Annotated in this window: 30 protein-coding genes and 1 pseudogene; 27 read left to right on the top strand and 4 right to left on the bottom strand. The window is 39.8% G+C overall.

Translation table 11 applies throughout. The annotated features are described in order from the left end of the window. The first annotated feature begins 55 nt into the window (after positions 1 to 55). The 19 genes from radA (at position 56) to rpsI (ending at position 17,929) form a co-directional block, all read left to right on the top strand. The gene (gene radA, locus G575_RS0109300) at positions 56 to 1,417 is read left to right on the top strand and encodes a DNA repair protein RadA (RefSeq protein ID WP_083958903.1); all 1,362 of its coding nucleotides are present in this window, start codon (positions 56 to 58) and stop codon (positions 1,415 to 1,417) included. A 150-nt stretch (positions 1,418 to 1,567) separates the two neighbouring features. Beyond that, a complete protein-coding gene (locus G575_RS0109295) occupies positions 1,568 to 2,014 on the top strand; it encodes a LytTR family DNA-binding domain-containing protein (protein ID WP_027972487.1) in 447 nt (148 codons plus the stop codon). A 3-nt stretch (positions 2,015 to 2,017) separates the two neighbouring features. Next, the gene (locus tag G575_RS0109290) at positions 2,018 to 2,683 is read left to right on the top strand and encodes a LiaF transmembrane domain-containing protein (RefSeq protein ID WP_027972486.1); all 666 of its coding nucleotides are present in this window, start codon (positions 2,018 to 2,020) and stop codon (positions 2,681 to 2,683) included. 132 nt (positions 2,684 to 2,815) lie between these two features. Then, entirely contained in the window at positions 2,816 to 3,511 is a 696-nt protein-coding gene (locus G575_RS0109285) for an AzlC family ABC transporter permease (RefSeq protein WP_027972485.1), read from the top strand. Then, the gene (locus tag G575_RS0109280; protein WP_027972484.1) at positions 3,504 to 3,827 is read left to right on the top strand and encodes an AzlD domain-containing protein; all 324 of its coding nucleotides are present in this window, start codon (positions 3,504 to 3,506) and stop codon (positions 3,825 to 3,827) included. Before G575_RS0109285 ends, G575_RS0109280 begins: the two co-directional genes overlap by 8 nt. 127 nt (positions 3,828 to 3,954) lie before the next feature. Then, positions 3,955 to 4,980, top strand: coding sequence for a threonine aldolase family protein (locus G575_RS0109270; protein ID WP_027972483.1), 1,026 nt, complete (start codon positions 3,955 to 3,957; stop codon positions 4,978 to 4,980). 17 nt (positions 4,981 to 4,997) lie between these two features. Further along, positions 4,998 to 6,152, top strand: coding sequence for an MFS transporter (locus G575_RS0109265; RefSeq protein WP_027972482.1), 1,155 nt, complete (start codon positions 4,998 to 5,000; stop codon positions 6,150 to 6,152). A gap of 120 nt (positions 6,153 to 6,272) precedes the next feature. Beyond that, positions 6,273 to 7,145 carry a ribosome small subunit-dependent GTPase A gene (gene rsgA, locus G575_RS0109260; RefSeq protein WP_027972481.1) on the top strand — a complete coding sequence of 291 codons (873 nt, stop codon included), beginning with the start codon at positions 6,273 to 6,275 and terminating at the stop codon, positions 7,143 to 7,145. A 7-nt stretch (positions 7,146 to 7,152) separates the two neighbouring features. Continuing rightward, positions 7,153 to 7,815 carry a ribulose-phosphate 3-epimerase gene (rpe, locus tag G575_RS0109255; RefSeq protein WP_027972480.1) on the top strand — a complete coding sequence of 221 codons (663 nt, stop codon included), beginning with the start codon at positions 7,153 to 7,155 and terminating at the stop codon, positions 7,813 to 7,815. After that, positions 7,808 to 8,440 (top strand): thiamine diphosphokinase, encoded by a 633-nt coding sequence (locus G575_RS0109250; RefSeq protein ID WP_027972479.1) that lies wholly within the window; start codon positions 7,808 to 7,810, stop codon positions 8,438 to 8,440. Before rpe ends, G575_RS0109250 begins: the two co-directional genes overlap by 8 nt. A gap of 2 nt (positions 8,441 to 8,442) precedes the next feature. Then, on the top strand, positions 8,443 to 9,720 hold the full coding sequence (locus G575_RS0109245; RefSeq protein WP_027972478.1) for a DNA recombination protein RmuC: 1,278 nt from the start codon (positions 8,443 to 8,445) through the stop codon (positions 9,718 to 9,720). A gap of 2 nt (positions 9,721 to 9,722) precedes the next feature. Next, positions 9,723 to 10,664, top strand: coding sequence for a 3'-5' exoribonuclease YhaM family protein (locus G575_RS0109240; RefSeq protein WP_027972477.1), 942 nt, complete (start codon positions 9,723 to 9,725; stop codon positions 10,662 to 10,664). Positions 10,665 to 10,758: 94 nt separating this feature from the next. Next, positions 10,759 to 11,571 carry a pur operon repressor gene (gene purR, locus G575_RS0109235; RefSeq protein ID WP_027972476.1) on the top strand — a complete coding sequence of 271 codons (813 nt, stop codon included), beginning with the start codon at positions 10,759 to 10,761 and terminating at the stop codon, positions 11,569 to 11,571. A 236-nt stretch (positions 11,572 to 11,807) separates the two neighbouring features. Next, positions 11,808 to 13,505: an FAD-dependent oxidoreductase gene (locus G575_RS0109230; RefSeq protein ID WP_027972475.1), complete on the top strand. Its 1,698-nt coding sequence runs from the start codon at positions 11,808 to 11,810 to the stop codon at positions 13,503 to 13,505. Beyond that, positions 13,498 to 14,841: an APC family permease gene (locus G575_RS0109225; protein WP_037622967.1), complete on the top strand. Its 1,344-nt coding sequence runs from the start codon at positions 13,498 to 13,500 to the stop codon at positions 14,839 to 14,841. Before G575_RS0109230 ends, G575_RS0109225 begins: the two co-directional genes overlap by 8 nt. After that, positions 14,838 to 16,097: a YeeE/YedE family protein gene (locus tag G575_RS0109220; protein ID WP_027972473.1), complete on the top strand. Its 1,260-nt coding sequence runs from the start codon at positions 14,838 to 14,840 to the stop codon at positions 16,095 to 16,097. Before G575_RS0109225 ends, G575_RS0109220 begins: the two co-directional genes overlap by 4 nt. An 84-nt stretch (positions 16,098 to 16,181) precedes the next feature. Next, complete coding sequence (locus tag G575_RS0109215; RefSeq protein WP_027972472.1) at positions 16,182 to 16,835, top strand: ArsR/SmtB family transcription factor; 654 nt, start codon at positions 16,182 to 16,184, stop codon at positions 16,833 to 16,835. Positions 16,836 to 17,070: 235 nt separating this feature from the next. After that, complete coding sequence (gene rplM / locus G575_RS0109205; RefSeq protein ID WP_027972471.1) at positions 17,071 to 17,517, top strand: 50S ribosomal protein L13; 447 nt, start codon at positions 17,071 to 17,073, stop codon at positions 17,515 to 17,517. Between the two features lie 19 nt (positions 17,518 to 17,536). Continuing rightward, the gene (gene rpsI, locus G575_RS0109200) at positions 17,537 to 17,929 is read left to right on the top strand and encodes a 30S ribosomal protein S9 (protein WP_002942223.1); all 393 of its coding nucleotides are present in this window, start codon (positions 17,537 to 17,539) and stop codon (positions 17,927 to 17,929) included. A gap of 136 nt (positions 17,930 to 18,065) precedes the next feature. Here the strand turns inward: rpsI and G575_RS0109195 are convergent, their stop codons facing one another. Beyond that, positions 18,066 to 19,229 carry a site-specific integrase gene (locus G575_RS0109195; RefSeq protein WP_024383342.1) on the bottom strand — a complete coding sequence of 388 codons (1,164 nt, stop codon included), beginning with the start codon at positions 19,227 to 19,229 and terminating at the stop codon, positions 18,066 to 18,068. 53 nt (positions 19,230 to 19,282) lie between these two features. Then, positions 19,283 to 19,801 (bottom strand): helix-turn-helix domain-containing protein, encoded by a 519-nt coding sequence (locus tag G575_RS0109190; RefSeq protein ID WP_024383343.1) that lies wholly within the window; start codon positions 19,799 to 19,801, stop codon positions 19,283 to 19,285. Positions 19,802 to 19,953: 152 nt separating this feature from the next. Here G575_RS0109190 and G575_RS0109185 point away from each other — a divergent pair, with 152 nt between their 5' ends. From G575_RS0109185 to G575_RS0109165, 5 genes are read left to right on the top strand one after another with little or no spacing between them, the layout of a single operon-like run. Further along, a complete protein-coding gene (locus G575_RS0109185; protein WP_001287945.1) occupies positions 19,954 to 20,238 on the top strand; it encodes a hypothetical protein in 285 nt (94 codons plus the stop codon). Positions 20,239 to 20,246: 8 nt separating this feature from the next. Further along, a complete protein-coding gene (locus tag G575_RS12485; RefSeq protein ID WP_027972470.1) occupies positions 20,247 to 21,071 on the top strand; it encodes a DnaD domain protein in 825 nt (274 codons plus the stop codon). Between the two features lie 14 nt (positions 21,072 to 21,085). After that, entirely contained in the window at positions 21,086 to 21,376 is a 291-nt protein-coding gene (locus G575_RS0109175) for a DUF5962 family protein (protein WP_027972469.1), read from the top strand. Beyond that, positions 21,369 to 21,731 carry a plasmid mobilization protein gene (locus G575_RS0109170; protein ID WP_027972468.1) on the top strand — a complete coding sequence of 121 codons (363 nt, stop codon included), beginning with the start codon at positions 21,369 to 21,371 and terminating at the stop codon, positions 21,729 to 21,731. The genes G575_RS0109175 and G575_RS0109170 overlap by 8 nt, the downstream gene beginning before the upstream one ends. Beyond that, positions 21,731 to 22,087, top strand: a complete 357-nt coding sequence (locus tag G575_RS0109165) for a hypothetical protein (RefSeq protein ID WP_027972467.1) — start codon at positions 21,731 to 21,733, stop codon at positions 22,085 to 22,087. Before G575_RS0109170 ends, G575_RS0109165 begins: the two co-directional genes overlap by 1 nt. Before the next feature lie 491 nt (positions 22,088 to 22,578). On the opposite strand, the pseudogene G575_RS12480 reads toward G575_RS0109165, so the two are convergent. Both G575_RS12480 and G575_RS0109160 read right to left on the bottom strand, forming a co-directional pair. Continuing rightward, positions 22,579 to 22,944 (bottom strand): annotated as a pseudogene (locus G575_RS12480) (hypothetical protein). A 294-nt stretch (positions 22,945 to 23,238) separates the two neighbouring features. Next, positions 23,239 to 24,009, bottom strand: a complete 771-nt coding sequence (locus G575_RS0109160; RefSeq protein WP_018368558.1) for a MerR family transcriptional regulator — start codon at positions 24,007 to 24,009, stop codon at positions 23,239 to 23,241. Between the two features lie 100 nt (positions 24,010 to 24,109). Here G575_RS0109160 and G575_RS0109155 point away from each other — a divergent pair, with 100 nt between their 5' ends. The 3 genes from G575_RS0109155 to G575_RS0109145 form a co-directional block, all read left to right on the top strand. Beyond that, positions 24,110 to 25,000 (top strand): cation diffusion facilitator family transporter, encoded by an 891-nt coding sequence (locus tag G575_RS0109155; protein ID WP_024383347.1) that lies wholly within the window; start codon positions 24,110 to 24,112, stop codon positions 24,998 to 25,000. Positions 25,001 to 25,074: 74 nt separating this feature from the next. Further along, a complete protein-coding gene (locus G575_RS11415; RefSeq protein ID WP_051177024.1) occupies positions 25,075 to 25,908 on the top strand; it encodes a protein kinase domain-containing protein in 834 nt (277 codons plus the stop codon). A gap of 723 nt (positions 25,909 to 26,631) precedes the next feature. Continuing rightward, the coding region (locus tag G575_RS0109145; protein ID WP_027972466.1) for a cadmium resistance transporter at positions 26,632 to 26,931 on the top strand (300 nt) is incomplete at its 3' end.

Here is a 26,931-nt window from a genome sequence, read left to right as displayed (position 1 = left end):
AATGCCGAATACTCTATAATAGAAGCATTATCTAACAAAGAAAGAGGAAGTAATCATCGCTAAGAAAAAATCAACTTTTATCTGTCAAGAATGTGGCTACCACTCTCCGAAATATTTAGGACGATGCCCAAATTGTTCTGCCTGGACATCTTTTGAGGAAGAAGTGGAGGTAGCAGAAGTCAAAAATGCCCGTGTCAGTTTAACTGGTGAAAAAAGTAAGCCGACTAAGTTAAAAGACGTTTCATCTATTAACTATGCTCGCGTTAAAACGGATATGGACGAATTTAATCGCGTACTTGGTGGCGGTGTTGTGCCAGGCAGTCTGGTGCTTATCGGAGGCGATCCTGGGATTGGGAAATCCACGCTTCTGTTGCAAGTTTCGACCCAACTGGCTGATAAAGGGACAGTCCTCTATGTTTCAGGGGAAGAATCAGCGGAGCAGATTAAATTGCGCAGTGAGCGTTTAGGCGATATTGATAATGAATTTTACCTCTATGCTGAGACCAATATGCAGGCTATCCGTAGCCAAGTAGAAACCCTCCAACCTGATTTTCTGATTATCGATTCGATTCAGACCATTATGAGTCCAGAGATTTCAGGGGTTCAGGGGTCTGTATCACAGGTACGTGAAGTGACAGCGGAGCTCATGCAACTCGCTAAGACGAATAACATCGCGACCTTTATTGTTGGTCATGTGACCAAAGAAGGTCAATTGGCAGGACCTCGGATGCTGGAACACATGGTGGACACTGTGCTTTACTTCGAAGGAGAACGGCATCATACCTTCCGCATTTTAAGAGCTGTTAAAAATCGTTTTGGTTCGACCAATGAAATTGGTATTTTTGAGATGCAGTCAGGTGGCTTAGTGGAAGTGCTCAATCCCAGTCAAGTTTTTTTGGAAGAGCGCTTAGATGGTGCTACAGGTTCAGCTATTGTCGTGACCATGGAAGGCAGTCGTCCTATTCTTGCTGAAGTCCAGTCGCTGGTTACACCGACCGTGTTTGGAAATGCTAAGCGCACGACGACAGGTCTTGATTTTAACCGTGTTAGCCTGATTATGGCTGTTTTGGAGAAACGTTGTGGTCTGCTCTTGCAGAATCAAGATGCCTTTCTTAAGTCAGCTGGTGGCGTCAAGCTTGATGAACCGGCTATTGACCTTGCTGTTGCGGTGGCTATTACTTCCAGCTATAAGGAAAAGCCGACCAATCCCCAAGAAGCCTTTATCGGAGAGATTGGTCTGACTGGTGAGATTCGCCGCGTTACCCGTATCGAACAGCGGATTAATGAAGCAGCAAAGCTAGGGTTCACAAGGATTTATGCTCCTAAAAATTCCCTACCAGGGATTGATATCCCAAAAGGCATTGAGCTTATTGGAGTGACGACAGTCGGAGAAGTCATCAAGAAAGTCTTTCCGTAACGTCTCGCAGGAGATAAACCTGCTCTTTTGCTCTGCCATTTTCCAAAGCCAAATGAACCACTTACCCTTAAAAATGAACCACTTGCTGAAATCTCCTTGTTTTTCTAAATCGTCTTGTTATAATGAAAACACAAAGGAAAGGGAGAAGCTATGAAAATTAGGGTTGAACTGGATGATAGCTTGGATGCGTCTGAGGTTGTGATTCGCACCAAGTGTTTAACACCAGAAATCGAACAGCTACAAGGGCTTATCAGTCGGGTCAATAGTCCTCCTTTGACCTTTTATAAGGGGACTAGCGAGTATTTTATCAGCTTATCAGACCTTCTCTTTTTTGAGACGGAAGGCACAAAGATTTATGGGCATACAAAGGACCAGGCTTATGAGGTGCGGTTAAAACTATATGAGCTTGAAGACCTATTGCCTAGCTACTTTTGTCGGATAGCTAAAAGTACCATCGTCAATGTTAAAAAGATTTACTCTTTGGATAAGTCTTTTTCAGGCACAAGCACCCTTCGTTTTTATGAGACGCATAAGCAAGTACATGCTTCTAGACATTATTACCAATTGTTAAAAGAAAAACTTCAGGAGGTTCGGTAAAAGATGAAGCAAGGGAAACAACTATTTTGGGGATTAATTCTGATTAGTTTGGCAGGCATGATACTGTTTAAGAATCATTTGCCTGACTTGGGTCTGCCTATATGGAAATTACTACTAGTTGCCTATATGAGTGTGGAGAGCTTGACTCATCTGCTTAAAAAGAACCTTCATTCGGCTTATATAGGTGCAGCGATTGCCTTTATTACGCTTAACAGTGAGTACCATTGGTTGAAGGTCGGTATTTGGAGCATGGCTGTAGCGGCACTTTTGATTTATTTTGGGATTCGTTTGATTTTCCCAAAAAAAGCGAAATGGCAGAGCTATGTGAGTGTTGACGGTGAGCCGGTAAGATTTGTAGGCAAAGTCATCGGCTCTAGTACCCGCTATATCAATGATGATAATTTTATTCATGGGAATGCAAATGTGGTTTTTGGTAGCACCAATATCTATTTTGATAATGCTGTCATTTTGGGGGATAAAGCTAGTTTTGACTTGGATGCAATTTTTTCATCAGCTACTCTCTATGTCCCTAAAAACTGGCGTGTTGAAGTCGTGGGCGATAATGTCTTTAGCTCCATAGAAAATCCTCTGGGGCATGAAGTCAAGGACAAATTGCTAGAAGTTCAAGCGGATCTGGTTTTTAGTAGCCTTATCATCAGATATGTGTGATATGAAAAGGTCTGTGGCTGATGCCACAGACCTTTTTATGGTTTAGTAATCTTTTTTGAAAAAATTTGCTAATCCTTTCCAAGCCCTTTTCTTTGTGCTACAATAGAAAACAATTAAGTCAAGGAGATGGCAATGACGGCAATCAGTTGGAAATCAGGAGCACAGGCGGCTGTGCCTACTGTTTTAGGGTATTTATCCATAGGCTTAGCTTATGGTATTGTGGCTAGTGAAACAGGGCTCACACCTTTTGAGAGCCTGCTGACAAGTCTTTTGATTTATTCAGGGTCGGGTCAGTTTGTGCTCTGTGCTTTACTGCTTGCAAAAGCTGACTTAAACATGATTGCCCTGACAATCTTTCTGACAAATCTCCGCCACTTTTTGATGAATTTACATGTTTCTACCCTCTTTCCGACAGCAAAGCTCTGGGAACAGATTTTGATTGGCTCCTTTATGACTGATGAGAGCTACGGGGTTTTACTGGGTCAAGAAGTGAGACGAAAGCCCTACACAACAAGCTGGATGTATGGCAATAATTTTGCCAGTTATATCGCTTGGTGCTCTGCTAGCTTCCTTGGTAGCTTAATCGGCAAAATGCTTCCAAATCCGGTAGCACTAGGTATTGATTTTGCCTTGATTGCGATGTTTGTGGCTATTTTTTCAGGTCAGCTAGAGGGGATGGCCTTACGTCTGCCTTTGAGAAAGATTCTTGTGGTTCTCGCAACAGTGACCGTGACATTTTTTGCAACAGCCTATGTGATGACCTCCTCTCTAGCGGTGCTACTTGCGACCATTGCAGCATGTTTTGTGGGGGTGATGATTGATGACTAGTACCTATCTATTAGCTGCGATTGTCTTATCAGCGCTGGTGACTTGGCTACCTAGGGTATTGCCCTACTTTATTGTTAGATTGGTGACATTACCTGAAAAGTTGGTTAAATTTTTTAATTTTTTACCAATTTCCATTATCTTTGCCTTGTTATTAGCGAGTCTGTTTGACACAAAAGTAGGACAGTTTCCGACGGTTAAGCTAGCAGAGCTATTAGCAGTTATCCCGACACTTTGGGTGATGCTAAAAACCAAAAATGTTATGTTAGCAGTCGTTCTTGGTTGTGTCACGATTGCTCTCTTGCGCTTGGTGGTTTAACAATTTGGGAGGAAAAATTTAAGCGATGTTACATTTTGAAAATGATTATAATGAGGGTGTCCATCTAGCTCTTTTACAAGCCATAGTCGATACCAATGAGGAAAATCTAGGAGGAAAAATTTAAGCGATGTTACACTTTGAAAATGATTATAATGAGGGTGTCCACCCAGCTCTTTTACAAGCCATAGTCGATACCAATGAGGAAAATCTAGCCGGTTACGGTGCAGATGCTTACACACAAAGAGCAATTGAAAAAATTCGCCAGGCGTGTGAGTGTCCAGAAGCTCAAATCCAATTTTTGACCGGAGGCACCCAGACGAATCAAATTGTCATCAATAGCCTTCTCAAGTCTTATGAGGGTGTTATAGCAGCAGATACGGGGCATGTTGCGACCCATGAGGCGGGAGCGATTGAGTTTTCAGGTCATAAGGTCTTAACCTTGCCTCATCAGGATGGAAAATTGTTAGCACAGGATGTTGCTACTTATCTTCACGATTTCTATGCAGATGGCAATCACGAACACATGGTTTTCCCGGGGATGGTCTATATTTCACATCCGACCGAATATGGCACGCTTTATACGAAAGATGAGTTAGAGCAGTTGTCAGCGATCTGTGATCGCTACCAGATTCCTCTTTTTATGGATGGGGCTCGCTTAGGCTATGCCCTAGGCTCACCGGAAAATGAGCTGACGCTCCCCATTATTTCTAAGCTCTGCCATGTGTTTTATATCGGCGGAACCAAGCTTGGGGCGCTAGCAGGTGAGGCTGTTGTTTTCACCAAACAGAATATGCCTAAACATTTCACCCCCATTGTGAAGCAACATGGAGCTTTGGTGGCTAAAGGACGCCTTTTTGGGGTGCAATTTGATCGCTTCTTTACCGACAATCTCTATACAGAAATTGGGTGTCAGGCTATTTCTTTTGCGCAAGAGCTCAAATGTATACTAAAGGAAAAAGGCTACCGCTTCTATCTCGAAAGTCCCACCAATCAGCAATTTCTAATTGTTGAAAACAGCAAACTTCAAGTTTTGGCAAAATCGCTTGCTTACAGTTTCTGGGAAAAATACGATGATGAGCACACAGTGATTCGACTAGCCACCAGCTGGTCAACAACTCAGGCAGATATGGATGCCCTTGAAGCCGTGCTATAACACTATTGAGGAGTATTATGAAAGACTTGATGAAAAAGATTAGCCTACTAGGGCTATCTTTTATGCTCGTAACCCCATTCGCAGTTTCGTCTGCACTTCCAGCCATGCTTGATTTTTACCAAAAGCAAGGTATTTCTGCTGGCTGGGTTGAAATCTTATTTTCACTTTCTTCTTTTGCGATTTTAGGGGTTTTGTTGCTTAATCCCATCCTTGAGCGTTATCTTACCGAACGACAAGCTTTGATAACAGGTCTGTTATTGATTAGTGTCGGAGGTGTTCTGCCAGCATTGAGTCAGAGCTACCCTTTGGTTTTTTGTTCTCGTTTGATTTTAGGTGTAGGGTGTGGCTTGATTAATGCCCATGCGATAAATATCATTAGCCATTATTACGAGGGTAGGGAGCGGACACACCTTTTGGGCTTGCGTGGCTCGACGGAAGTTTTAGGGTCAGCGATGTTAACCTTTTTAGCGGGGCAATTGCTCGTCCTAGGTTGGGAAATATCCTACCTTGTCTACTTAGCAGGACTAATCTGCTTAGGTCTATATCTCGCCTTTATTCCTGCTCCTCAGAAAACAAAAATCAGCTCTGAAAAGACAGTAGCTAGGGTCGCATTGACAGGGCGTCAAATCTTCTATCTTATCGGACTTGCCTTCTATGCTGGTTTTGTCATTCTCCTTAATACAGGAAATACGCTTCGAATACCCGTTTTTGTTGATCAGCTCAAGCTTGGGACACCAGGAGAAACGAGTATGATCCTCAGCATTATGATGTTAATGGGGATTATTTCAGGTGCCTTGTTTGGCCCGATTTCGAGGGCTTTAAAGAAATGGCTGATGCCAGCAGTGGTGTTGATTTTGGGGTTGGGAATGCTTTTGCTTTGGCAAGGGACCTCCCTCTGGTTGATTGCCATAGGGGCTATTGTAACAGGCTTTGTTTACAGTTTAGGAGTGACTCTGGTCTTTCATAAAGTAGCAGAACATTTTAAAACGGAGCAGCTTGGACAGGCAACGAGCCTTGTTCTGATTGGGTGTAATATTGGAGGTGGCGGAGCAGCGATTGTGCTACAGCTCATATCACAGCTAACTCCGGATGCCTCGGCCTCCTTTTTGATCCTAGGAATACTTAGCTTGGTATTGGGCATCATCTTAGTGCCCCAGGCTTTTAGGAAATGATGATTAGTTTAGCAAGAGTCTGAATCTTTCAGGCTCTTTTTGCTAAGATATCTTTCTCAGTTCATCCCATTTTCTTGTTTTTTTGGTAAAATAGAGGTATCAAACCCTTTAGGAGTGCATGTGCAAGGAAGAATTATTAAGTCTCTGGCAGGTTTCTACTATGTGGAGGCAAATGGGCAGGTTTATCAGACACGGGCGCGTGGGAATTTTCGTCAAAAAGGGCAAACGCCCTACGTTGGAGATATTGTCGATTTTTCGGCTGAGGAAAATTCAGAAGGCTATGTTTTAGCCATTCATGAGCGTAAAAATAGCTTGGTGCGTCCTCTCATTGTCAATATTGACCAAGCCGTTGTCATCATGTCGGCTAAGGAGCCAGATTTCAACAGCAACCTTTTAGACCGCTTTTTGGTGCTTTTAGAACATAAAAGTATTCAACCTATCGTGTACATCTCTAAGCTTGACCTGCTAGAGAGTAGGGGGGAGATGGACAGTATCCGAGCGCATTATCAAGCGATTGGTTATGATTTTTGCTATGATTTGGATGACTTGTTGCCACTTTTAGCAGATAAGATAACGGTTTTTATGGGTCAGACAGGAGTTGGGAAATCCACTTTGCTAAATAAAATTGCTCCCGACCTAGAGCTTGCAACTCGAGAAATTTCAGACAGTCTTGGTCGAGGTCGTCACACGACTCGTGCAGTTAGTCTTTATAATGTTCATAGTGGCAAAATAGCTGACACGCCAGGCTTTTCATCGCTGGATTATGAGGTGTCAACAGCTGAAGAACTCAACGCAGCCTTTCCAGAATTTAAAGAGCTCAGTCCTTCCTGCAAATTTAGGTCATGTACCCATACCCATGAACCAAATTGTGCCGTCAAAGAGGCGCTTGACGCCAAAGAGCTCTGGCAGGTGCGCTACGATAATTATCTACAGATTCTCTCCGAAATTGAAAATCGTCGGGAAGTTTATAAAAAAATCATCAAACGAAAGTAGGTTTACCATGACACAATACACGATTGCTCCATCTATCTTAGCCGCGGATTATGCCAACTTTGCTAGTGAGTTGCGTCGCATTGAAGAGACAGATGCTGAATATGTTCATATTGATATTATGGATGGTCAGTTTGTGCCAAATATCAGCTTTGGTGCAGATGTCGTGGCCAGCATGCGTAAGCATTCAAAACTTGTTTTTGATGTTCATCTGATGGTGGTTAATCCAGAACGCTATGTAGGTGCCTACGCCCAAGCTGGTGCTGATATCATGACCATTCACACCGAGTCAACACTTCACATCCATGGCGCTCTTCAAAAGATCAAAGCCGCAGGTATGAAAGCTGGTGTGGTAATCAATCCTGGAACACCGGTTGAGGTGCTTGAACCTCTTCTTGATTTGGTGGATCAGGTGCTGATCATGACCGTCAACCCAGGATTTGGTGGACAAGCCTTCATACCAGAATGCCTGAAAAAGATTAACCGTCTGGTGCAATGGCGCGAGGAAAGAGGTTTATCTTTTGATATTGAAGTAGATGGTGGTGTTGACAATAAAACCATCAAAGCCTGTGCAGATGCAGGTGCGAATGTCTTTGTGGCAGGATCTTACCTCTTTAAAGCAGAGGACCTAGTAGCACAAGTACAGACCTTGAGAGATGCCCTCGATGCCTAAGATTGCTTTAGTATTAGCAGGAGACTGTTCTGACCTTCCAAGGGATTTTGACCTTTATGTTGCTGTGGATGCGGCTTGTCTCTTTCTGCTGAAAAATGGCATTAGTTTGTCATGGGCAATTGGAGATTTTGATTCCGTGTCAACTGCCGAGTTAGAAAGCATCAAAATGGCCGCAGAGACCTTTACTCAGGTGCCTGCTGAGAAAAATGATACGGATGCCGAATTAGCCATCAAGCTCATTTTTGACCGTTACCCAAAAGCTCACGTAAGGGTTTTTGGTGCTTTTGGGGGCCGCGTTGACCACATGATGGCGAATTTGTTTTTGCCGTCAGACCCTGCTATTGCCCCTTTTATGAGGCAGATTTGTCTCCTAGATCAGCAAAACCAGATTAGCTATTTACCAGCAGGGCAGCACCGCATTTTTCCTGAAAAGGAAGCCTCCTACATCTCCTTTATGCTAGAAGGAGAAGGGGAGTTGAGGATTCTAGGTGCTCAATACCCACTGACACAGGATAATTTTTTCCAAAAAAAAATATACACCAGCAACGCTTTTACGAATAAACCTATTGAGGTCACAGTGCCTTCGGGTTACGCAATTGTCATGAGAACTAGGGACAGGAGATGAGAATGGATATATTACTACTGATAATAGCTGTGGCCAGTCTTCTACTAGCCCTTGTCTTGTGGCTGAAAATAGCAGAGCTAAGAGCAGGTCTTACAAAAACCTTAGATGACAATGCAGATAACTTATCCGAACAGCTCTCTTATCAGCTGTCTCATTTGTCTAAGGAGCAGGAGCTTGTTCTTGCTCAACAACTCAATCGCCTACAAACAGATTTATATACTCAACTAAACGACATCAGGGAAACCTTACATGATAACCTGACCCAAAGCCGTAATCAGTCCGACCAACGTCTGGCCCTGATTAATCAAAATCTGACACAGTCCGTCAAGGACCTACAAAGTTCTAATGAGCAACGCCTTGAGCAAATGCGTCAGACTGTTGAAGAAAAATTGGAGAAGACACTGCAAACACGGTTGCAAGCTTCTTTTGAAACAGTTTCCAAACAATTGGAATCTGTCAACCAAGGTCTGGGTCAGATGAAGAGCGTCGCTCAGGATGTAGGCTCTCTCAGTAAAGTCCTCTCAAATACCAAGACGCGAGGGATTTTTGGGGAATTACAGCTAGGACAAATTATTGAAGATTTGCTGACACCGCATCAGTATGAGAGAGAATTTAGCACTGTTTCTGGTTCGAGCGAGCGTGTGGAGTATGCCATTAAACTCCCTGGAAGAAGCCAAGGAGATTATATTTACCTGCCTATTGATTCGAAATTTCCTCTGGAAGACTATTATCGATTGGAGGATGCGTATGAAACTGGAGATAAGGAGCAGATTGACCTTCATCGCAAACATCTATTGGCCTCTATTAAACGGTTTGCTAAAGCTATTCAATCCAAGTATCTTAATCCTCCAGAAACCACTAATTTTGGTATTTTGTTCTTACCGACAGAAGGGCTGTACGCTGAAGTGGTTAGACAGGCTGCTTTCTTTGATGGGCTACGTCGGGAAGAAAACATTGTAGTGGCTGGTCCGTCAACCTTATCTGCTCTGCTCAATTCCTTGTCCGTTGGTTTTAGAACGCTCAATCTTCAGAAAAATGCTGATGACATCAGTAAGATTTTAGGCAATGTCAAAGGGGAGTTTGATAAGTTTTCAAGCCTGCTCCTTAAGGCACAAAAACAGCTCAATACAGCCAGTAAAACTGTTGATAGCCTTTTAACCACACGCACTAATGCCATTATCAGAGCTCTAGGCACTATTGAAACTTATCAAGATCAGAACACCCTATCCCTATTAAACATTCCTCCTGAGGAGGAAGAGGCTTTCCTAGAGGAGGAATAATAATGAAAATCAATCAAATGAAACAAGACCAGCTCTTTGAAGGCTTCTATCTGATTAAATCGGCAGAGCTTAGAAAGACAAGAGCGGGAAAAGACTATATTGCATTCACTTTTCAAGATGATTCTGGCGAGATTTCGGGGAATCTCTGGGATGCTCAACCTTATAATGTTGAGGAGTTTACAGCTGGTAAGGTAGTCTTTATGAAAGGACGCCGTGAGGTTTATAATGGGACACCTCAGGTCAATCAACTGGTGCTTCGTCATCCTCGAGAAGGGGAACCATCAGATCCTTCTGATTTCAAGGAAAAGCCACCTGTCAAAGCCAGCGATGTCAGAGATTACCTGGAACAAATGATGTTCCGCATTGAAAATGCAACCTGGCAGAGGATTGTCAGAAATTTATACCGCAAGTATGACAAAGAATTTTTCCTTTATCCTGCTGCAAAGACTAATCACCATGCTTTTGAGACAGGGCTTGCCTATCATACAGCGACCATGGTGCGCTTGGCTGATGCCATTGGCGATATCTACCCAGATCTCAACAAGAGCCTCCTCTTTGCGGGCATCATGCTTCATGACCTTGCCAAGGTGATTGAACTGACAGGTCCTGACAATACAGAATACACAGTTCGTGGCAATCTGATTGGTCATATTGCCCTAATCAATGAAGAAATTACCAAGGCTATTACAGAGCTTGAAATTGATGACACTAAAGAAGAAGTAACTGTTCTTCGTCACGTCATCCTCAGTCATCACGGGCAACTGGAGTACGGTAGCCCTGTCCGTCCACGTATCATGGAAGCAGAGATTATCCATATGATTGACAATATCGACGCAGAAATGATGATGATGTTGACAGCCCTTAGTCGTGTGTCAGAGGGTGAAATGACTGGTAAAATTTTTGCCATGGATAACCGCTCTTTTTACAAGCCTAAGTACAAATAAGAACTAAAAAGCGAACATTTTAGAATAAAATGCTCGCTTTTTTCGTTTTATATGCTATAATAATAGTAACATTACCCAAGAAAGAGAAGAAAAAATGAAACTACGTCGCAGTGAACGCATGGTAGTCATTTCAAACTACCTCATCAATAATCCTTATATTTTAACCAGTCTCAACACGTTTGCAGAGCAGTACCAAGCTGCCAAATCATCGATTTCAGAAGATATTGCCATTATCAAAAAAGCTTTTGAAGAGGCAGGGATCGGGCAGATTGATACGGTAACAGGAGCCAGTGGTGGTGTGATTTTTACGCCAGGAATTGGTGGGGCAGAAGCGCGTGCCATTGTTGAGGATCTTTGCCGCCGTTTGTCAGAGAGTGACCGTATACTTCCAGGAGGTTATATCTACCTGTCGGACCTTTTGAGCACACCATCTATTTTGCAAAATGTTGGCCGTATTATTGCCAATGCTTTTCGTGGTGAAAAGATTGATGCGGTTATGACTGTAGCAACTAAAGGTGTTCCTTTGGCCAATGCTGTTGCCAATGTTCTGAATGTTCCATTTGTCATTGTTCGCCGTGATTTGAAAATTACCGAAGGCTCAACAGTATCAGTCAACTACGCATCAGGGTCTAGTGATCGCATTGAAAAAATGTTTTTATCTAAGCGTAGCTTGAAGCCTAATAGTCGCGTGCTTATCGTTGATGACTTTTTGAAAGGTGGAGGTACCATCACCGGGATGACTAGCCTGTTGACAGAGTTTGACTCGACCTTGGTTGGTGTGGCTGTTTTTGCAGACAATACTCAGGAAAGTCGAGAAAGTTTTGCTTATAAGTCTCTCCTAAGCGTCTCAGAGATTGATGTCAAAAATAGTAAAGTCTCTGTAGAAGTTGGAAATATTTTTGATTAAAAATTGGGAAAAGGGTCGAAATCGTTACTTTGAGACCCTTTTTTGTTATGCTAGTGATAGATAGTGCTACATCCCCTTATAAAGAGAAATTGCTTTGCCTGGACAGTTAGGGGAACAGGTGAATAAATCTTAGAAGAATGGAAAGAAAGTCCATTCTTTTATTTTTGAAATCGTTGACAATCAATCAATTGAATGTTAGAATGTTTTTTGAGAAATAAATCACAAAGGAGGTCGCGATGACTAAAAAATATATTGTTGTCGGTGGCGTTGCAGGTGGAGCTTCTGTTGCAGCCCGTCTTCGTAGAATTGATGAAAGGAGTCAGATACAAATCTACGACAAGGGCTATGACATTTCCTTCTCTAACTGTTGCTTGCCAAACTATTTCAGTGGAGAAGTCGAAAATGTAGAGGACCTGGTTTTTTATGATACTGAGAGTTTTAAGAAAACCTATAATCTGGATGCCAAAGTTCATCATGAAGTGGTAGAGATTCTTGCAGATGAACACAAGGTTATTGTCAAAAATCTTGAGACAGGTGAAGATTTTCATGACTGGTATGATGCCCTCATTTTATCGCCTGGCGCAAAGGCAATTCGACCATCTAACATCAAGGGTATTGACGCCTCTCATGTTTTCGCTTTGAAAAATGTGTCAGATGTTCGCAACATCGATCAGCATTTGAAGGTGTCAAAAGCAGAGCAAATCGTTGTGATTGGCGGAGGCTTTATTGGTGTCGAGGTAGCAGAATGTTTGCGCCATTCTGGTAAAGAAGTGAGCCTTGTTGAAGCCAGCACGCAAATCATGACGCCTTTTGACGATGATATGGTTCAGATGCTACACAAGGAACTCTATGACAATGGAGTGCAGCTAATCTTAGAAGATGGTGTTGCTGAAATCACAGCAGAAGAAGTTATTTTACATAGTGGCAAGCGATTACCAGCTCAGGCAGTTATCATAGCAATCGGTGTCAGCCCAGATGTGGAGTTTGCAGTCAAGTCAGGCATAAAACTAGGTGAGACTGGAGCTATCGAGGTGGATTATCACTACCAGACAAATTTACTAGACGTTTATGCAGTTGGTGATGCTATTGAAGTCGTGCATCAGATTACAGGGCGAAAGACACGATTACCTCTTGCGGGTCCGGCTCAAAAACAAGCGCGCAATGTAGCAGATGCGATTTCGGGAAAACAAAATCGCAATCGTGGCGTCATTGGCTCTTCTTGTATCCGTGTCTTTGGTCTGAATGCAGCTAGTACAGGGCTAAATGAAAAAGATTGCCAGAAGGAAGGGATTGATTATCGGGTTGCTTTGGTTATTCCAAATGACCGTGTTGGGTTGATGCCAGATGCAGCACCGATGCATTTCAAATTGCTCTATCAATATCCCAGTGGAAAAATATTAGGAGCTCAGGCAATCAGTAAGGGAAATCCTGTTAAGAATATCAATGTCATTGCGACAGTGATTAGCTTCGGTGGCTATCTGGATGATTTGAAAGACTTAGAATTGTGCTATGCTCCTGCTTTTTCAACAGCAAAAGATGTGGTGAATTTTGCTGGAATTGTCGGCCTCAACTATCTCAATGGAGATTATCAACAAGTCCCAGTGACCAGTGTTCGTCAGTTGGTAGATGAAGGTGCGTTTATTCTCGATGTTCGTGGAAAAGAAGCCTTCAACAAGTCCCATATTATCGGTGCGGTAAATATTCCCCTAGATGAGATTCGAGAACGCTTAGAGGAGATTCCAAAGGATAAGCCGGTTTATATCCATTGTCGGACCTCTTGGAATAGTTACTACGCTATCCGAGCTTTGAAGGGTTATGGTTTTGACAATATTATCAATATCCAAGGCTCCTTCCTTGCCCTGAGTTATTATGAATACTTTAAAGATAAGACGACTGCTAGAAGACCGATTGTGACGGGGTATAACTTTGACTAAGACCAAACAGACCTTATCAAAATTAGATGTTATTTCCTTAGTGATTGGATCTGTTATTGGCTGGGGAGCTTTTTATCTTCCTGGAAATAAACTGTTACCTGAAGCAGGAGTGGTTAATACTGCAATTGCCTTCTTGATAGGAGTGGTATTGATTTACTTTATCCAGATGGGTTATCACGTTATGGTTGAGCACCATCATGAACGTGGCGGGGAATTTTCCTACGTATTTGCTCATTTAGGGAGAGGTCATGGGTTCCTAGTAGGATGGGCGCTTACCTTTTGTTACCTGACCTTAATCCCCTTAAATGCAACTGCAGTGGTACTGGTCTTAAAGGAACTATTTGGAGAGCTTTCTTTTGGGTATCTCTACACCATAGCTTCTTATCCTGTTTATGTGACGGATGTGCTGATTTCAACTGTGGTCATTTTGGCATTTTATTGGATTAATCTACAGGGCATTCATCTGTCAATGCGCCTGCAAAAACTACTAATCATAAGCCTTGTAGCCATCGTAGCGGTCAGCTTTGTTTATATGCTTTTCTTTGGCGATAGGAGACAATTTGTAGCCACATATTTAGAGCAATCGACTATTGACGGCATTGCTATCTTGAAGGTGCTAGCCATTATTCCCTTTCTTTTTGTCGGATTTGATATTGTTCCTCAGGTTTTGACAGACCTTGGCTTTCCCCACCGTTTTGCGACTAGAATGACACTGCTAGCAACTATAATTGGGATGTTGATTTACAATATGCTAAATATCATCACAGCCTTGGCCTATACTCCGAATCAGGCCAGCCGACTTGTCTGGGCGTCAGGAGGTGCAATTCTAGAATATGCAGGATGGCTTGGTTTTTCTGGCCTATGCCTAGCTCTTTTTGCGGCAGTTGTCGGAGGGATCAATGGTTTTCTAGTTGGCAGTAGTCGAGTACTAGCTTCTTTAGCGACGCACAAATTACTTCCAGCTTATTTTGCCCAGGAAAATCACTACGGGATACCAACAAATGCCTTACGATTTGTGACCATGATCAGTGTTCTTATGCCCTTTTTGGGGAGAAGTGTCATTTTATATATCGTTGATTTATCCAGTTTGATGGCGGCGGTGACCTACGCTTATGTTTGTTATGTGAGTAGTCGACTGACAGAAAAACGGATCATGAAGTCTCAAAGTTTGCTGGGAATGTTATTGGGGATTGTGTTTGCTATTTTACTGGTCTTCCCCAATTCACCGAGTCAGTTGTCACCCTATTCATTTGGAATTCTGGGCGTTTGGGTCGGTTTAGGATTTCTTTATTTTCATTTTGCAAAGAATAAACAGAATAAAAAGGAGTTTTTATGAAACAAGTAGAACGTTATAGCGGTTTTATACTAGGAGCAGCTATTCTGATTTTAGGGCCAACCCTACTATCATCTGAGATGCTATTCTTTCGTCTCCTGATGGGGGTAGCTTTTGGTTACACACTCAGTCGTGGTTATACAGGGTTTGCGGGTAGTGTCAATCGTGCCTATCGGACAGGCTCTACACGCCTGATGCGTACCATGATGATGATGTTCTTTATCACAACTTTGTTGAGTACAGCTTTTCTATTTAATGCAGATGCAGCATCTTACGATTTGTGGGTGAATCCCATTAACCTAGGTCTTCTTTTAGGAGGAATCCTCTTTGGGTTTGGCATGACCTTCTCCTCTTGTTGCGCTTCTGGTGTATTGACGGATTTAGTGACAGCCTTGCCTCGTGGATTGATTACCTTGGTTTTCTTCTGCTTGGGTGTTTTTATTGGTTTTCCTATACAAAATTCAGCTAGTTGGATTACCAAATCTTGGTTTACAAGCGAAGTGGGTTCTAAGCTTTACGGAGGAGTTTATCTACCAGACTTGTTCCGGTTTGATGGTTTAAGTGGTTATCTAGGAGCATTGCTACTTACCGGTCTCCTTTGTGGAATTGTCATTTGGCTTTCTTATCGTTATGAAAATAAACGCAAGCAAGCGGGCACCTATATTGGTCACTTTGGAGAGAAAATTCAAGATATGGAAGTGGCAGAGTCTCTGGAAAATCCTGTGGATGGAGCGGGTTGGTATGATCGTTTATTTGTGAAGGCTTGGTCTTTGCGTAAGGCTGCGGTTATTCTTGCTATTCTTTTCACCCTTTTGATGGGAGTGACAAAAGCAGGTTGGGGAGCAAGCACACCTTACGGTCTTTGGTTTGGTCAATTCTTGATGCTGTTTGGCGTAGATGCAAATAGTTTGGCAGAGTTTACCCTGATGCCAGAAGGAGCTTTCTCAACACCATTCTTTGAACATCCGATTAGCACGCAAAATTTTGGGATTATGTTGGGAACTATCTTGTTCTTACTAACGTCAGGTACCTTTACTAAAGTGGCGAAATCAGAGTTGAAAATCGCTCCAAAACAAGCCTTCTTCTTTGCATTGGGAGGGCTGCTGATGGGATTTGGGACACGACTATCAAATGGTTGTAACGTTGGTGCTCTCTTTACACCAATTGCCAATTATTCCCTATCAGGCTGGATTTTCTTAGTTGTTCTGGTTCTAGGTGGGATTCTAGGCAATAGGGTAGCTAAACAGTTAATGATTTAATGCAGCATACTTTGCTAGCTATGACTAGCAAAGTATTTTTGATGTGTGCTATAATGGAAACATTAAATTCAGTAAGGAGTCAACATGAGCCAAGACCGCGATTACATGGATCGAGTCTTTCTTGAATATGTTCGCATTGCCAAAGCTCTTTCTAGTGAAAAGCGTTTAGAAATTCTCCACCGGTTAATTCATGGACCAAAGACCGTAGAACAGTTAACCAGAATGACCGACATGACGACGGCGAATACTTCAAGGCATTTGCAAGTCTTAAAAGAAGCCTCTTTGGTGACGATTGAAAGAGACGGAAAATACATTTGGTATAGCATCTCTACCCCGACAGTAGAGACCTTATTGTCAGCTATTCATTCGATTAGCGAAGAGCAATCACCGATGTTAAATTGGATTGAACAGAGCTATATCGATCAGAATCAGGCGATACGGACAATTGAGTTAGAAGAAGCTAAAAATAAGGTCTTTAGCAGTCAAGCTCAGCTGGTTGATTTGCGTTCTGCTAGTGAGTTTGAGTTGGAGCATGTGGCAGGTGCTGTCAATATTCCCTTCAATCAATTGGAGGAGCATTTGGAGGAATTACAGCGAGATAAACCGATTATTCTTTATTGTAGGGGGTTGTTCTGTACTTATGCTAATCAAGCAGCCGCTTATCTGAACAAGAAAGGTTATGATGCCTATAGTGTGAGAGGGACGCATTTTGATTGGAAGCGTGCTGACGAAGAGTAGGGTGCAAATGAAGCTGTGGCTGATTTTTGACTTGGCAAGGCTTTCATTTTTAGAAGCTCTGCTATGGACCAAAAAAGAAGAAAATAAGAGTAAAATAGCTTGACTTTGCTCTAGGGCTTTTGTTATAATGAAAGACGGTATTGTTTACCCCATTTGAAAGGCCCCGGAACCTTCCAAATACCTGCGGACCGGAACATCCGCCCAGTAAACAAAAACGATTCGTATAGGAGAAATCATGAACAAAACAACATTTATGGCTAAACCAGGCCAAGTTGAACGTAAATGGTATGTCGTAGACGCTACTGATGTACCTCTTGGACGCCTTTCAGCAGTAGTTGCTAGCGTTCTTCGCGGTAAAAACAAACCAACTTTCACACCTCACACTGATACTGGTGACTTCGTTATCGTTATCAACGCTGAGAAAGTGAAATTGACTGGTAAAAAAGCAACTGACAAAGTGTACTACACTCACTCATTGCACCCAGGCGGTTTGAAATCAATCACAGCTGGTGAATTGCGTTCTAAAAACGCTGTTCGTTTGATTGAAAAATCAGTTAAGGGTATGCTTCCACACAACACACTTGGTCGTGCACAAGGCATGAAGTTGAAAGTGTTTGTAGGAGCTGAGCACACTCACGCTGCACAACAACCAGAAGTACTTGATATTTCAGGTCTTATCTAAGGGAAAGGACGTAATCTAAATGGCACAAGCACAATACACAGGTACTGGTCGTCGTAAAAACGCGGTTGCACGCGTACGTTTGGTCCCAGGTACTGGTAAAATCACAGTAAACAAAAAAGATGTAGAAGAGTACATCCCACACGCTGACCTTCGTTTGGTGATCAACCAACCATTCGCAGTAACTTCAACACAAGGTTCATACGACGTTTTCGTTAACGTGAACGGTGGTGGTTACGGTGGTCAATCAGGTGCGATCCGTCACGGTATCGCGCGTGCATTGCTTCAAGTAGATCCAGATTTCCGCGATTCATTGAAACGCGCTGGTCTTCTTACACGTGATGCTCGTATGGTTGAACGTAAGAAACCAGGGCTCAAAAAAGCCCGCAAGGCATCACAATTCTCAAAACGTTAATATCCAGTTATATCAACGTTTCAGAGCACTTTGCGAAGATTTCGCAAGGTGCTTTTTTGATATTTTTGATGTTGTGATATCCTTTTTGATAACCTATTAGAAACTTTATTCTAGAAAAAATCTCAATCAAGAGATATTATTTTGCTTGATTGAGATAGTCCGCAAATTTTTTGATGGAATTTTGCTCTCCAGTTTTTGTAGTATGAGTGTAAATATCAAGTGTCATTTGACTACTTGCATGTCCTAAACGTTTAGAGGTATTAGTTGGGTCGATTCCGATTTCTGTCATAAGGGTAGCATGAGTATGTCGAAATCCGTGTGGACTGATAGGTTTTAACTTGTATTTTCTGATAATCCGTTTGAGGATATTATTGAGATAGTCCGCATGTAAAGGTTCAATCTGGTCCGAGTTTGTCAAGTAGGTAAACATGTACTCATTAGAAAGGTCAATTTTGGCAATTTTTGAAATCGCTAACTGATTTTGTTCCTGCCTATAAAGTTCTTGCCAATGCTTTAAGATGTCAATGGTTTCACTATCTAAATATATTGAGCGAACTGAAAAACTATTTTTAGTACCTTTTTCAATAGCATGGCCATCAATTCTACCGATACTCTTATTGATGGTCAGTAGATTATTATCAAAATCTAAGTCTCCCCATCTGAGAGCGTAAAGTTCTCCCTTCCGTAAACCGCTATAAGCCAGTAAGCGAAATAAAGCAAAATGCTTATAGGGTTCAATCTCTTTTACGATTTTCAAAAAGCGATGCAATTCTTCAAGAGACCAGAAATTTTCTGATTTCTCTTTTTTTATTTTCGGCATGATAACATTTGACATTGGATTTTTGTCAATATAGTTCATGTTGATAGCAAAATCAAATATTTTAGATGTATAAGATTTGATATGCTTCATATTTTTGAAGGTCTTTGATTTTTCTGTAATAAAATTTTGACACTCCAATGGACTGATACTACTAATTGACTTATGACCAAATATTGGAAGGATATGAATTCGGTATATATCCTTAGTTTTTGCAGCGGTGGTGGCTTCGACAGTGTTTTGATAAGCTTGAAACCATTCTTGATATAAATCCTGATAGCTGATATTGGTGTTTTGCCTGGATGCTTTTAGTACTTCTGAAAGTTGACCAGTTTCTAGCCTAGCTTCATATAGCCTAGCTTCTTTCTTAGTTTTAAAGCCTCGTTTTAGATGTCGTCTCTTTTTGCCGTATTCATCTAAACCGATATAAAAGCTGACATAGTAAAAAAATCCTTTTTTTGTTTCGTATTTATGAATAGACATAATCATTCTCCGTTTCTAAGTTTTCGGAGCTTATGTAATTGAGAAATATTAGTCTATTTTCTGTTGCGATCTGCTCGTCTAATTTGAAACTCTTCGGTTTGTATCCATGTTTTCCAAATATCCGATTTTTGGCCTTGGTTATTCATAAACTTAATTAAGTCATTGATAAACGTTTCTTCATAATCCACCAAGTAGTTAGAAAGAATACGTCTAAAGTCATCTGAGAAAACCTCGTTTAAGGGCATAGACAAATGAATTTCTCCAAGCTCGATACTTTTCTTAAGTTTTTCCATATCACTCTTAAAAGGCGTTACAGAAGTAATTTCGGATATTTTAAAACTATCAGCGACTATCTTCAGTTTTGATGGAGCGTGTTTCTCATCATCAATCCCAAGGATGTATGCTACTGAGACACCAAAATAGTCTGCCAGTTTTTGAGCATTTTCTTTTTTGGGCTTTCGTATTCCTTGGTTATAGCTAGATAATGTTGGATAGGATATATCAAGTGTTTCACTGATACTTTTTATTTTTTTGCCACTTTCTTCGATAAGTTTAGCTATATTATTAGTCATAGTTACCTCCTACTTGATATTTTAACACATTTAATACAAAAAGTATAATGTCACTTGACAAGAATACAAAAAGTATTTATAATTTAAAATGTATAATAAAATATACAAATTTCGGAGTTTATTTAATTGAGAAATAGAAACGAGGTAATAATATGTCTGAAGAAGCGACTTTAGTTGTTCAACTTCCCAAAGTTTTGGAAAAACAGTTAAGGGCACATTATGATGAAATGGTCTCTACAGCTATTGAAAGAGCGCTAGAGGATAAAGAATTATATAAACCCATGGTTCGGATGGCAGCCCTTTCTAGATGGCTTGATGTGTCAACGACAACCCTTCAAAAGTGGACACGAGAAGGAATGCCTACAATGGTTATTGATGGTGTGACTCTGTACGATAAACGTGCGGTTACACGTTGGTTGAAACAATATGAAAGATGAGGTAAAGGATGGGTAATAGACGAATGTTGAGTAAGACGGTGGTGCAGACACAACGATTTTTACGCCTACCACTTGAAGCGCAGGCGCTTTACTGTCACTTGGTAGTCAATGCAGACGATGATGGTATTGTTGAAGCTTTTCCTGTTATGCGGATGATTAATGCTAATGAGGACAGTTTAAATTTATTAACTCTTAAGCAGTATTTACTCTTGTTAAACAATGAAATGGTTTACTTTATCAAGGATTTCTTTGAGCAGAATACCATCAAAGCAGATCGTTACACACCGAGTAGTCATCGTCAACTTCTTATAGATTATCTGAAGGATCATCAGTTGTTGGACTGTCTAAATCTAGGACCACGCTTGATTAATTATCTTCAAAATACTCGGCTCCAAGTTGGAGCCAGTCTGGATCCAGATGAGAACCACAATATAATTAAAGATAAGATAAGTAAAGATAGGATAGGTAAAGATAAGTTAAGTCAAGATAAGATAGGATTAGATAATAATCCAATCTTATCACGACTGACTGATGACATCTGGTTAATGGAAACACTATGGCATCGAGAATTAACCCAACAGGAGAAAGTATTATTAGAAGGATTCGCGGTTAATCATTCCTTGTTGCAGTTAGCTATTCAGAAAACAGCTGAGCTTGAGCCAAAGAAACAAAACATGAGTTATGTTAAAGGGATACTAATGAATTGGGAAGCTAGAGGGTTTATAACTGCTGACCAAGTGATAGCATCTGAAAAAGACTACTGTCCATTAGAAATTTCAAATGTGGAAGTATCTGAAGATTTCATAGCAGCTATGGATATATGGAAAGATTAGGAGGATAACAAGTGATGACAGTATATTATCAATTAGAAAATATGTTAGTGACTGGATTTAAGTCACAAGAGGAGTACGACCGCTATCAGGCTCTCAAGAGAGACTATGAAAGTGAGACGGAGGACTACAGCTTTTCTATCAGAGAAATCACAAATCAACTTGAAATCATTTGTCAGACCTCAGATAACGATTTTCCGAACTTATCAGAAGCATTAATGATTGATTATTTAGAACTGGTAGGAGAGTTGAGACGATATGATACTAAGCAGGCAGACCGATATTTAAGGATGGTCCGTTATGTCTGAACGTATCCGAACTATTTTAAAGAAGTTTTATGTGACGGAATTGCAGAATGAAGTACTTAATCAACTAGTAAATGATACAGGCTTACAAACATTCTCTAATTACGCTCGTCGGATGCTTTTTAAGGAAACGTCACTCTTTATTCAATTTGATGACTCTCAGTTTGATGAATTGATTTATTCTCTAAGACGTATTCAAAATAATTTAAGGCAATTATCTAAAATTGCAGATCAGTCTCAAGATAGTCAAGCCTACAGAGCTATGGACTATAGCAGAAGGTTAGTTTCACATTATGAAAAGGAGTTAACTCGTTACCACAAGAAAAAGAAACGGAAATTATTATCTAAGGGAGCTTAATGGATAAAAGGAGAATTAGGAACGTAATTAAACAAGTCTTTTTGTCTGAAGAAGAAAATCAAAAACTGTTAGAGAAAATGAAGCAAGATGGGTTTTCAAACTTTTCTCGTTTTGCTAGAAAGCAATTATTAAAACCTGATTTTGAAACTTGGCTAGTTAGTTTTCCAGAATATCAGCTGCTGACTGACAGGTTACTATCTGTTGGTAGAGCAATTAATAGCATCGCTAAAAGCGCAACACAGTTTGGGAAAATTTCCCAACATGATTTGATGGAATTAGGTCAGTTGATGGAGGAACTTGTAGAACTTGTAGAGAAACAAGTGAAGGAAGACAAGCAACGAATAGCTAAGAAGTGATAGTCTTCCAGTCATTTTGATAGAATAGTTTTAAATAAAACAACAAAAACGCTGATGGTGGTCAGCGTTTTTATCATGTAGTCGTTAAAAATCCTTGTACGGACAATGTGAGGCACCGGATAAAGTACGGGAAATCACTGAAAATGGAGTTAGGTCTTTGCGAGCTCAGATAGTGTATACACACTATCGCAAAAAACAAACATCAGTAAAGGTCAGACTGACACTTTTGAGCTTATATTTGTTTTTTATTTTGGGGAGAATCCCCAAACCCCTGATGAATTATACGAGCAAAAAAATTTGGGAGTAAGTTTTAGAAAGAACTACTCTACAGTATTTAAAATCTGACTTTAAGTAAATTTTTTATTATGTGACTATTAGTCTGTCTCACTCCGCTATGTGCGAGACAAAAAAACACCCGCTATGCGGGTGTGTACTGACCCCAAAAAGTTAGACAGAAAAATCTAACTTTTGAGGTCAGTACAAAAGCGTTTTTATTGTATAAAGAATATCAAATAGTTTGAGGGTTTTACTTGTCGCTGTATTTCTTCACTATCCTTTTTGTAATACTCCTGCTTTGTTCCTGAAATATCTACAGTGAATACGTCATCCTTGAAGGTATAATTCTCTTTTCGGTTTATGATATTAGAGCCAGTCAGTTCGATTGTTGCACTGTCTTTATCATTTGTAAAGTTGTCGGCCTCTCCTTTGTTGCTATTTCCTTTGTTACCTGAAATGGTAAAGGCAACTTCATTTCTACTCTCGTTTATTCAACGGCATTCGCCATCTAAAGAATTGCTTGATTGGTTAGAACATGCAACTAATAAAATTGTAGATAGAGACACTAAAAGTAATGTGATAAATCTTTATCTTTGTCAAACTTTTGTAAGTATTCATTGATTTTCATCAGCATCATTTTATTACCAAATAGTTTACAAACTTCTTTGGTCTCTAAAAAGTATTCCCTTCGTTCTTAGGCGGATAAGAACCTTTCGCCAGTATCTCCGATAGTGATAAGAAAGGTGGTAGGTAGTTTGCCATTTTTTACAAATGTCAATTGTCTCCAAGACTTCTTGGAGTACTTCGGAGTTGAGATTTTTTGAGATTAAATAATGTGCATGGTTATATCGAATAGGAGAAGAGGTGTGATCGTTTCATAAAAAATATCTTAATTCTAAGTGAGGGTTAGTAAACTTATAAGGACTTTCGATAGTTTCTAAGATTAGTATTTCTTGAATATCTTGATCGGTATTTAGCTCATTAATCCTTTGAATGATATTTTCCTTTGTGATGTGCTCTCCGTGTACATGAGCCCCCTTTAGGCAGAGTGTATTTTCTAGTTTATGATTAGAAAAATGCTTTATTTTGCAAGCTAAATACTGTATCCAAGAATCTTTACTCCTTTTAAAATAGCATCCAACTCTTTGATTGAAAGCTGCTGACGACAACGATAACGCAGTAAGTATATCATTTATCTTAACATAATAATCATCAGATAGCATCTCCCCTTCGAAAGGAATTAATAGATAATCCTCATCATTAGTTTCCATATGATAGTGAGATGTTTGATCTAACTGCTTTGATAGTTTAATTTGCAATTTAAAATCTTCTATATGGGCTTTATCTTTTTTTAGAGTCTGTTCTTTTTCTTCTATAATTTTTTGTGCTAACTGCAGTATTTCATCCATTAGTATTTCATTTTTTTCGTTGATAAAATGACGAAATGTCTTTAGTGGAATCCCGTAGTCAGCGCATATTTTAATAGTTTTTACATATAGGACGGTAGCATGAGAATAGTACCTATATGAGTTATTTGGATCGATGTATGTTGGTTCTAAAATATTAATGGATTCATAGTAACGTAGAGCCTTAATGTGTATATTCGATAGTTTACTAAGTTGACCGATTGTTAAAAAAGATTTCATGAAATTCCTCTTGACATTACCGTAAAGGTATAGTTTATATTACAAGTATACCAAAATGTTTATCTAATTTCTAGCTCATTTTTGAAGGGAGTTGTACTTAATGAAAACTGAAAGAAATATTTTGATAGCTTTACTATTAAATTTATCATTTACAATTTTTGAAATACTTGGCGGACTATTGACAGGGAGTATAGCAATTATATCAGATGCCATACACGATTTAGGTGATGCCATCAGTATTGCGATCTCTTATTTATTAGAAAAGAAAAGTAAGCAAAAACCAGATATTGCTTATACATTTGGATATAGTAGATATTCTGTATTAGGAAGTTTGGTGACAACAACAGTATTGGTCGTAGGTTCAATAATCACCTTATATAACGGTGTCATGCGAATCGCGACACCTGTGGATGTACATTATGACGGTATGATTATTTTTGCCATCGTTGGTGTAGCAGTGAACGCAGGCGCTACTTATTTTACAAGGTCAGGCGAGTCACTTAATCAAAAAGCAGTAAATTTACATATGCTTGAAGATGTATTGGGATGGCTAGTCGTTCTATTAGGGGCAATTATAATGAAATTTACCAATATGACTATTATTGATCCCTTAATGTCAGTTGCTGTATCGGCGTTTGTATTGTCTAATGCTTTAAAAAATGGTAAGCAGATTATTGATGTTTTGTTGGAAAAAACGCCAACTAATATGCCTGTTGATGCGATTATCTCAAATGTGTTAGCGATTGATGGGGTTGAAAGTATCCACCATTTACATGTATGGACACTTGATGGTGTTAATGCTCTTGCAATGATGCATATCGTGCTAAATAAAGATAAAAGTGATATAAAAAAAGTCATTCGAGAAAATTTAAAATTACAAGGTATCAAACATGTGAACATCGAACTGGAGCGTGTAGGTGAAGCATGCATAGATAGTCATTGTCATATCGAAGATAGAACACAGCCACATCAACATTATCATAGTCAATAATAATATATGTGATTATTAACTATAAAGATGATGGTTAGGAAACTTTACCTAAACTTTGGAATAAGCGAGAAGTTATGATTTTCATGAATAATGTTTTGAGTAGATTATCCAAAGTCTATCAACTTTCTAAAAAGAACAATGGTATTATTCGTGTATATGATTTTGACCTAGATAGCTGTTCGTATACTATGGAGAGAGCTGATAGTACATTAGAGAATTTTGTAAAAGCGAGTTCTTTAAGTGATAAGTCTAAAATAAACATTATTCGACAAATTGTGCATACAATCTCCCTCGTTCACCAAAGAGGTGTCCTACACCGAGATTTAAGCCCGACAAATATTTTCTTTGTGGATAATATCATAAAACTAGCTGATTTTGGATTAGGAAAGAACCTAAATACTCTAACTTCCCACCAAACTATGGGTACTGCGTCCTTTGGGGAACTTTTCTATTGTGCTCCCGAGCAACTAACTTTATTGAAAGATGCTGATAAACGAAGTGATGTTTTTCCATTAGGATGTATTATTAACTTTGTAATGACGAGAAATCCAGAAGACTTTTCGTACTTCTTGCGTCCAGTAAGTGAAAAAGCTCCAAATCTTAATCCGGACTATAGATATGACGATGCAATTGATATGTTAAATTACCTAAATAGGTGGTTCCATATTAGAACAGCTGAAAACTTTGAGACAATGATTTGGGATAAGATCGAAAGCAGGGATTTTGATTCTGATGTTGAGAGCTATATCTATGAAATGACAGGTGCGAACTTGTGTAAAAAATGTATCTTTAAAGGTAGTGTTCTTGTAAGAGCGTTGTTGCGCTTTATGCAAATTGATGAGGCACAGGGTAAAAAGTTGATTCAATCGGTCCATTCAAGCTATAGGAGTTTTTCTAAAAGATTTTGAAGATGCGGATGTATTTGCAAATCTCTCTTATCAGATATTGAAGGGGAACTATCCTTACCCAATAAATGAGATTGCAGCAGATATGCTAAGGCATGTGACCTATGAAGTTAATTGATTTCATACATAGGATAAAATTCAGGAATTATTAGCTAGAGGGGGAGAATCGCTTATTGAAGAGATTTTAGAAAGATAGTCAATACTAGGACTACTGTTTCGTTCCACAGTATAATTCTAAAATCACTTTTACTCACTTTCGTCTATTAGTATAGAAGAAAGCTCTCAGCACACGTCGAGTGTGTTGCTCTGCTCGTAAAAGCCTAGAAATATTGGAACGAAAGGGATACTGAAAAGCCTTGAAACCAAGGCTTTTTGCTTTATGGTGGGGAAGTATCAGAGTGAGAAAATTTTTGGAATGAGTAGAAGTAATAGCTAGAAAATTTCAGTTTCTATTTCCATTTACCCTGTGGGTACGTGTTTGTTTCCATTGACAAGGAGTTTGTGGGAATAGAAACGTACCCACCTTTAATATCTCCAGAATGGGCGATTGAAGTGTGAGTTCTGAAATTGATACAATTTAACTTTTTTTGAAAAAAATTCCAAAATTTATTTTGCATTGTGAATATAAGATGAAGAACAAAAAACAATTATTCAGTATGACCTCTTTGACATCTACAAAGTTTAATGTTAGAATACATTCAAAAATATATTTGAATGAGGTGTTTTATGATTCAAAATGTTGTTACTTCAATAATCCTGTATTCTGGGACAGCCGTAGACTTACTTATTATCCTAATGTTATTTTTTGCCAAAAGAAAAAGCAGAAAAGACATCATCAACATCTATTTAGGACAATTTCTAGGCTCTGTTAGTCTAATATTACTAAGTTTGCTTTTTGCATTTGTCTTAGATTATATTCCTAGTAAAGAGATTTTAGGTTTGCTCGGTTTGATTCCAATTTTCCTAGGCCTCAAAGTTTTGCTTTTAGGAGATTCTGATGGAGAAGCTATTGCCAAAGAAGGTTTG

The organism is Streptococcus plurextorum DSM 22810 (assembly GCF_000423745.1).
Lineage (GTDB): Bacteria > Bacillota > Bacilli > Lactobacillales > Streptococcaceae > Streptococcus > Streptococcus plurextorum.
The sequence above is the reverse complement of the archived record's forward strand: the minus strand, read 5'-3'. Positions and strand labels throughout refer to the sequence as shown.

What these genes read in the sequence shown, in the direction of transcription:
- G575_RS0109195 (WP_024383342.1), bottom strand. Translation starts at nt 19,229, where the DNA reads ATGTCTATTCATAAATACGAAACAAAAAAAGGATTTTTTTACTATGTC.
- G575_RS0109245 (WP_027972478.1), top strand. Translation starts at nt 8,443, where the DNA reads ATGGATATATTACTACTGATAATAGCTGTGGCCAGTCTTCTACTAGCC.
- rpe (WP_027972480.1), top strand. Translation starts at nt 7,153, where the DNA reads ATGACACAATACACGATTGCTCCATCTATCTTAGCCGCGGATTATGCC.
- G575_RS0109215 (WP_027972472.1), top strand. Translation starts at nt 16,182, where the DNA reads ATGAGCCAAGACCGCGATTACATGGATCGAGTCTTTCTTGAATATGTT.
- G575_RS0109285 (WP_027972485.1), top strand. Translation starts at nt 2,816, where the DNA reads ATGACGGCAATCAGTTGGAAATCAGGAGCACAGGCGGCTGTGCCTACT.
- G575_RS0109190 (WP_024383343.1), bottom strand. Translation starts at nt 19,801, where the DNA reads ATGACTAATAATATAGCTAAACTTATCGAAGAAAGTGGCAAAAAAATA.
- rplM (WP_027972471.1), top strand. Translation starts at nt 17,071, where the DNA reads ATGAACAAAACAACATTTATGGCTAAACCAGGCCAAGTTGAACGTAAA.
- G575_RS0109165 (WP_027972467.1), top strand. Translation starts at nt 21,731, where the DNA reads ATGGATAAAAGGAGAATTAGGAACGTAATTAAACAAGTCTTTTTGTCT.
- G575_RS0109265 (WP_027972482.1), top strand. Translation starts at nt 4,998, where the DNA reads ATGAAAGACTTGATGAAAAAGATTAGCCTACTAGGGCTATCTTTTATG.
- G575_RS0109170 (WP_027972468.1), top strand. Translation starts at nt 21,369, where the DNA reads ATGTCTGAACGTATCCGAACTATTTTAAAGAAGTTTTATGTGACGGAA.
- G575_RS0109280 (WP_027972484.1), top strand. Translation starts at nt 3,504, where the DNA reads ATGACTAGTACCTATCTATTAGCTGCGATTGTCTTATCAGCGCTGGTG.
- G575_RS12485 (WP_027972470.1), top strand. Translation starts at nt 20,247, where the DNA reads ATGGGTAATAGACGAATGTTGAGTAAGACGGTGGTGCAGACACAACGA.
- G575_RS0109230 (WP_027972475.1), top strand. Translation starts at nt 11,808, where the DNA reads ATGACTAAAAAATATATTGTTGTCGGTGGCGTTGCAGGTGGAGCTTCT.
- G575_RS0109220 (WP_027972473.1), top strand. Translation starts at nt 14,838, where the DNA reads ATGAAACAAGTAGAACGTTATAGCGGTTTTATACTAGGAGCAGCTATT.
- G575_RS0109295 (WP_027972487.1), top strand. Translation starts at nt 1,568, where the DNA reads ATGAAAATTAGGGTTGAACTGGATGATAGCTTGGATGCGTCTGAGGTT.
- G575_RS0109270 (WP_027972483.1), top strand. Translation starts at nt 3,955, where the DNA reads ATGTTACACTTTGAAAATGATTATAATGAGGGTGTCCACCCAGCTCTT.
- rpsI (WP_002942223.1), top strand. Translation starts at nt 17,537, where the DNA reads ATGGCACAAGCACAATACACAGGTACTGGTCGTCGTAAAAACGCGGTT.
- G575_RS0109185 (WP_001287945.1), top strand. Translation starts at nt 19,954, where the DNA reads ATGTCTGAAGAAGCGACTTTAGTTGTTCAACTTCCCAAAGTTTTGGAA.
- G575_RS0109250 (WP_027972479.1), top strand. Translation starts at nt 7,808, where the DNA reads ATGCCTAAGATTGCTTTAGTATTAGCAGGAGACTGTTCTGACCTTCCA.
- G575_RS0109160 (WP_018368558.1), bottom strand. Translation starts at nt 24,009, where the DNA reads ATGAAATCTTTTTTAACAATCGGTCAACTTAGTAAACTATCGAATATA.
- G575_RS11415 (WP_051177024.1), top strand. Translation starts at nt 25,075, where the DNA reads ATGATTTTCATGAATAATGTTTTGAGTAGATTATCCAAAGTCTATCAA.
- G575_RS0109175 (WP_027972469.1), top strand. Translation starts at nt 21,086, where the DNA reads ATGACAGTATATTATCAATTAGAAAATATGTTAGTGACTGGATTTAAG.
- G575_RS0109290 (WP_027972486.1), top strand. Translation starts at nt 2,018, where the DNA reads ATGAAGCAAGGGAAACAACTATTTTGGGGATTAATTCTGATTAGTTTG.
- G575_RS0109240 (WP_027972477.1), top strand. Translation starts at nt 9,723, where the DNA reads ATGAAAATCAATCAAATGAAACAAGACCAGCTCTTTGAAGGCTTCTAT.
- G575_RS0109155 (WP_024383347.1), top strand. Translation starts at nt 24,110, where the DNA reads ATGAAAACTGAAAGAAATATTTTGATAGCTTTACTATTAAATTTATCA.
- purR (WP_027972476.1), top strand. Translation starts at nt 10,759, where the DNA reads ATGAAACTACGTCGCAGTGAACGCATGGTAGTCATTTCAAACTACCTC.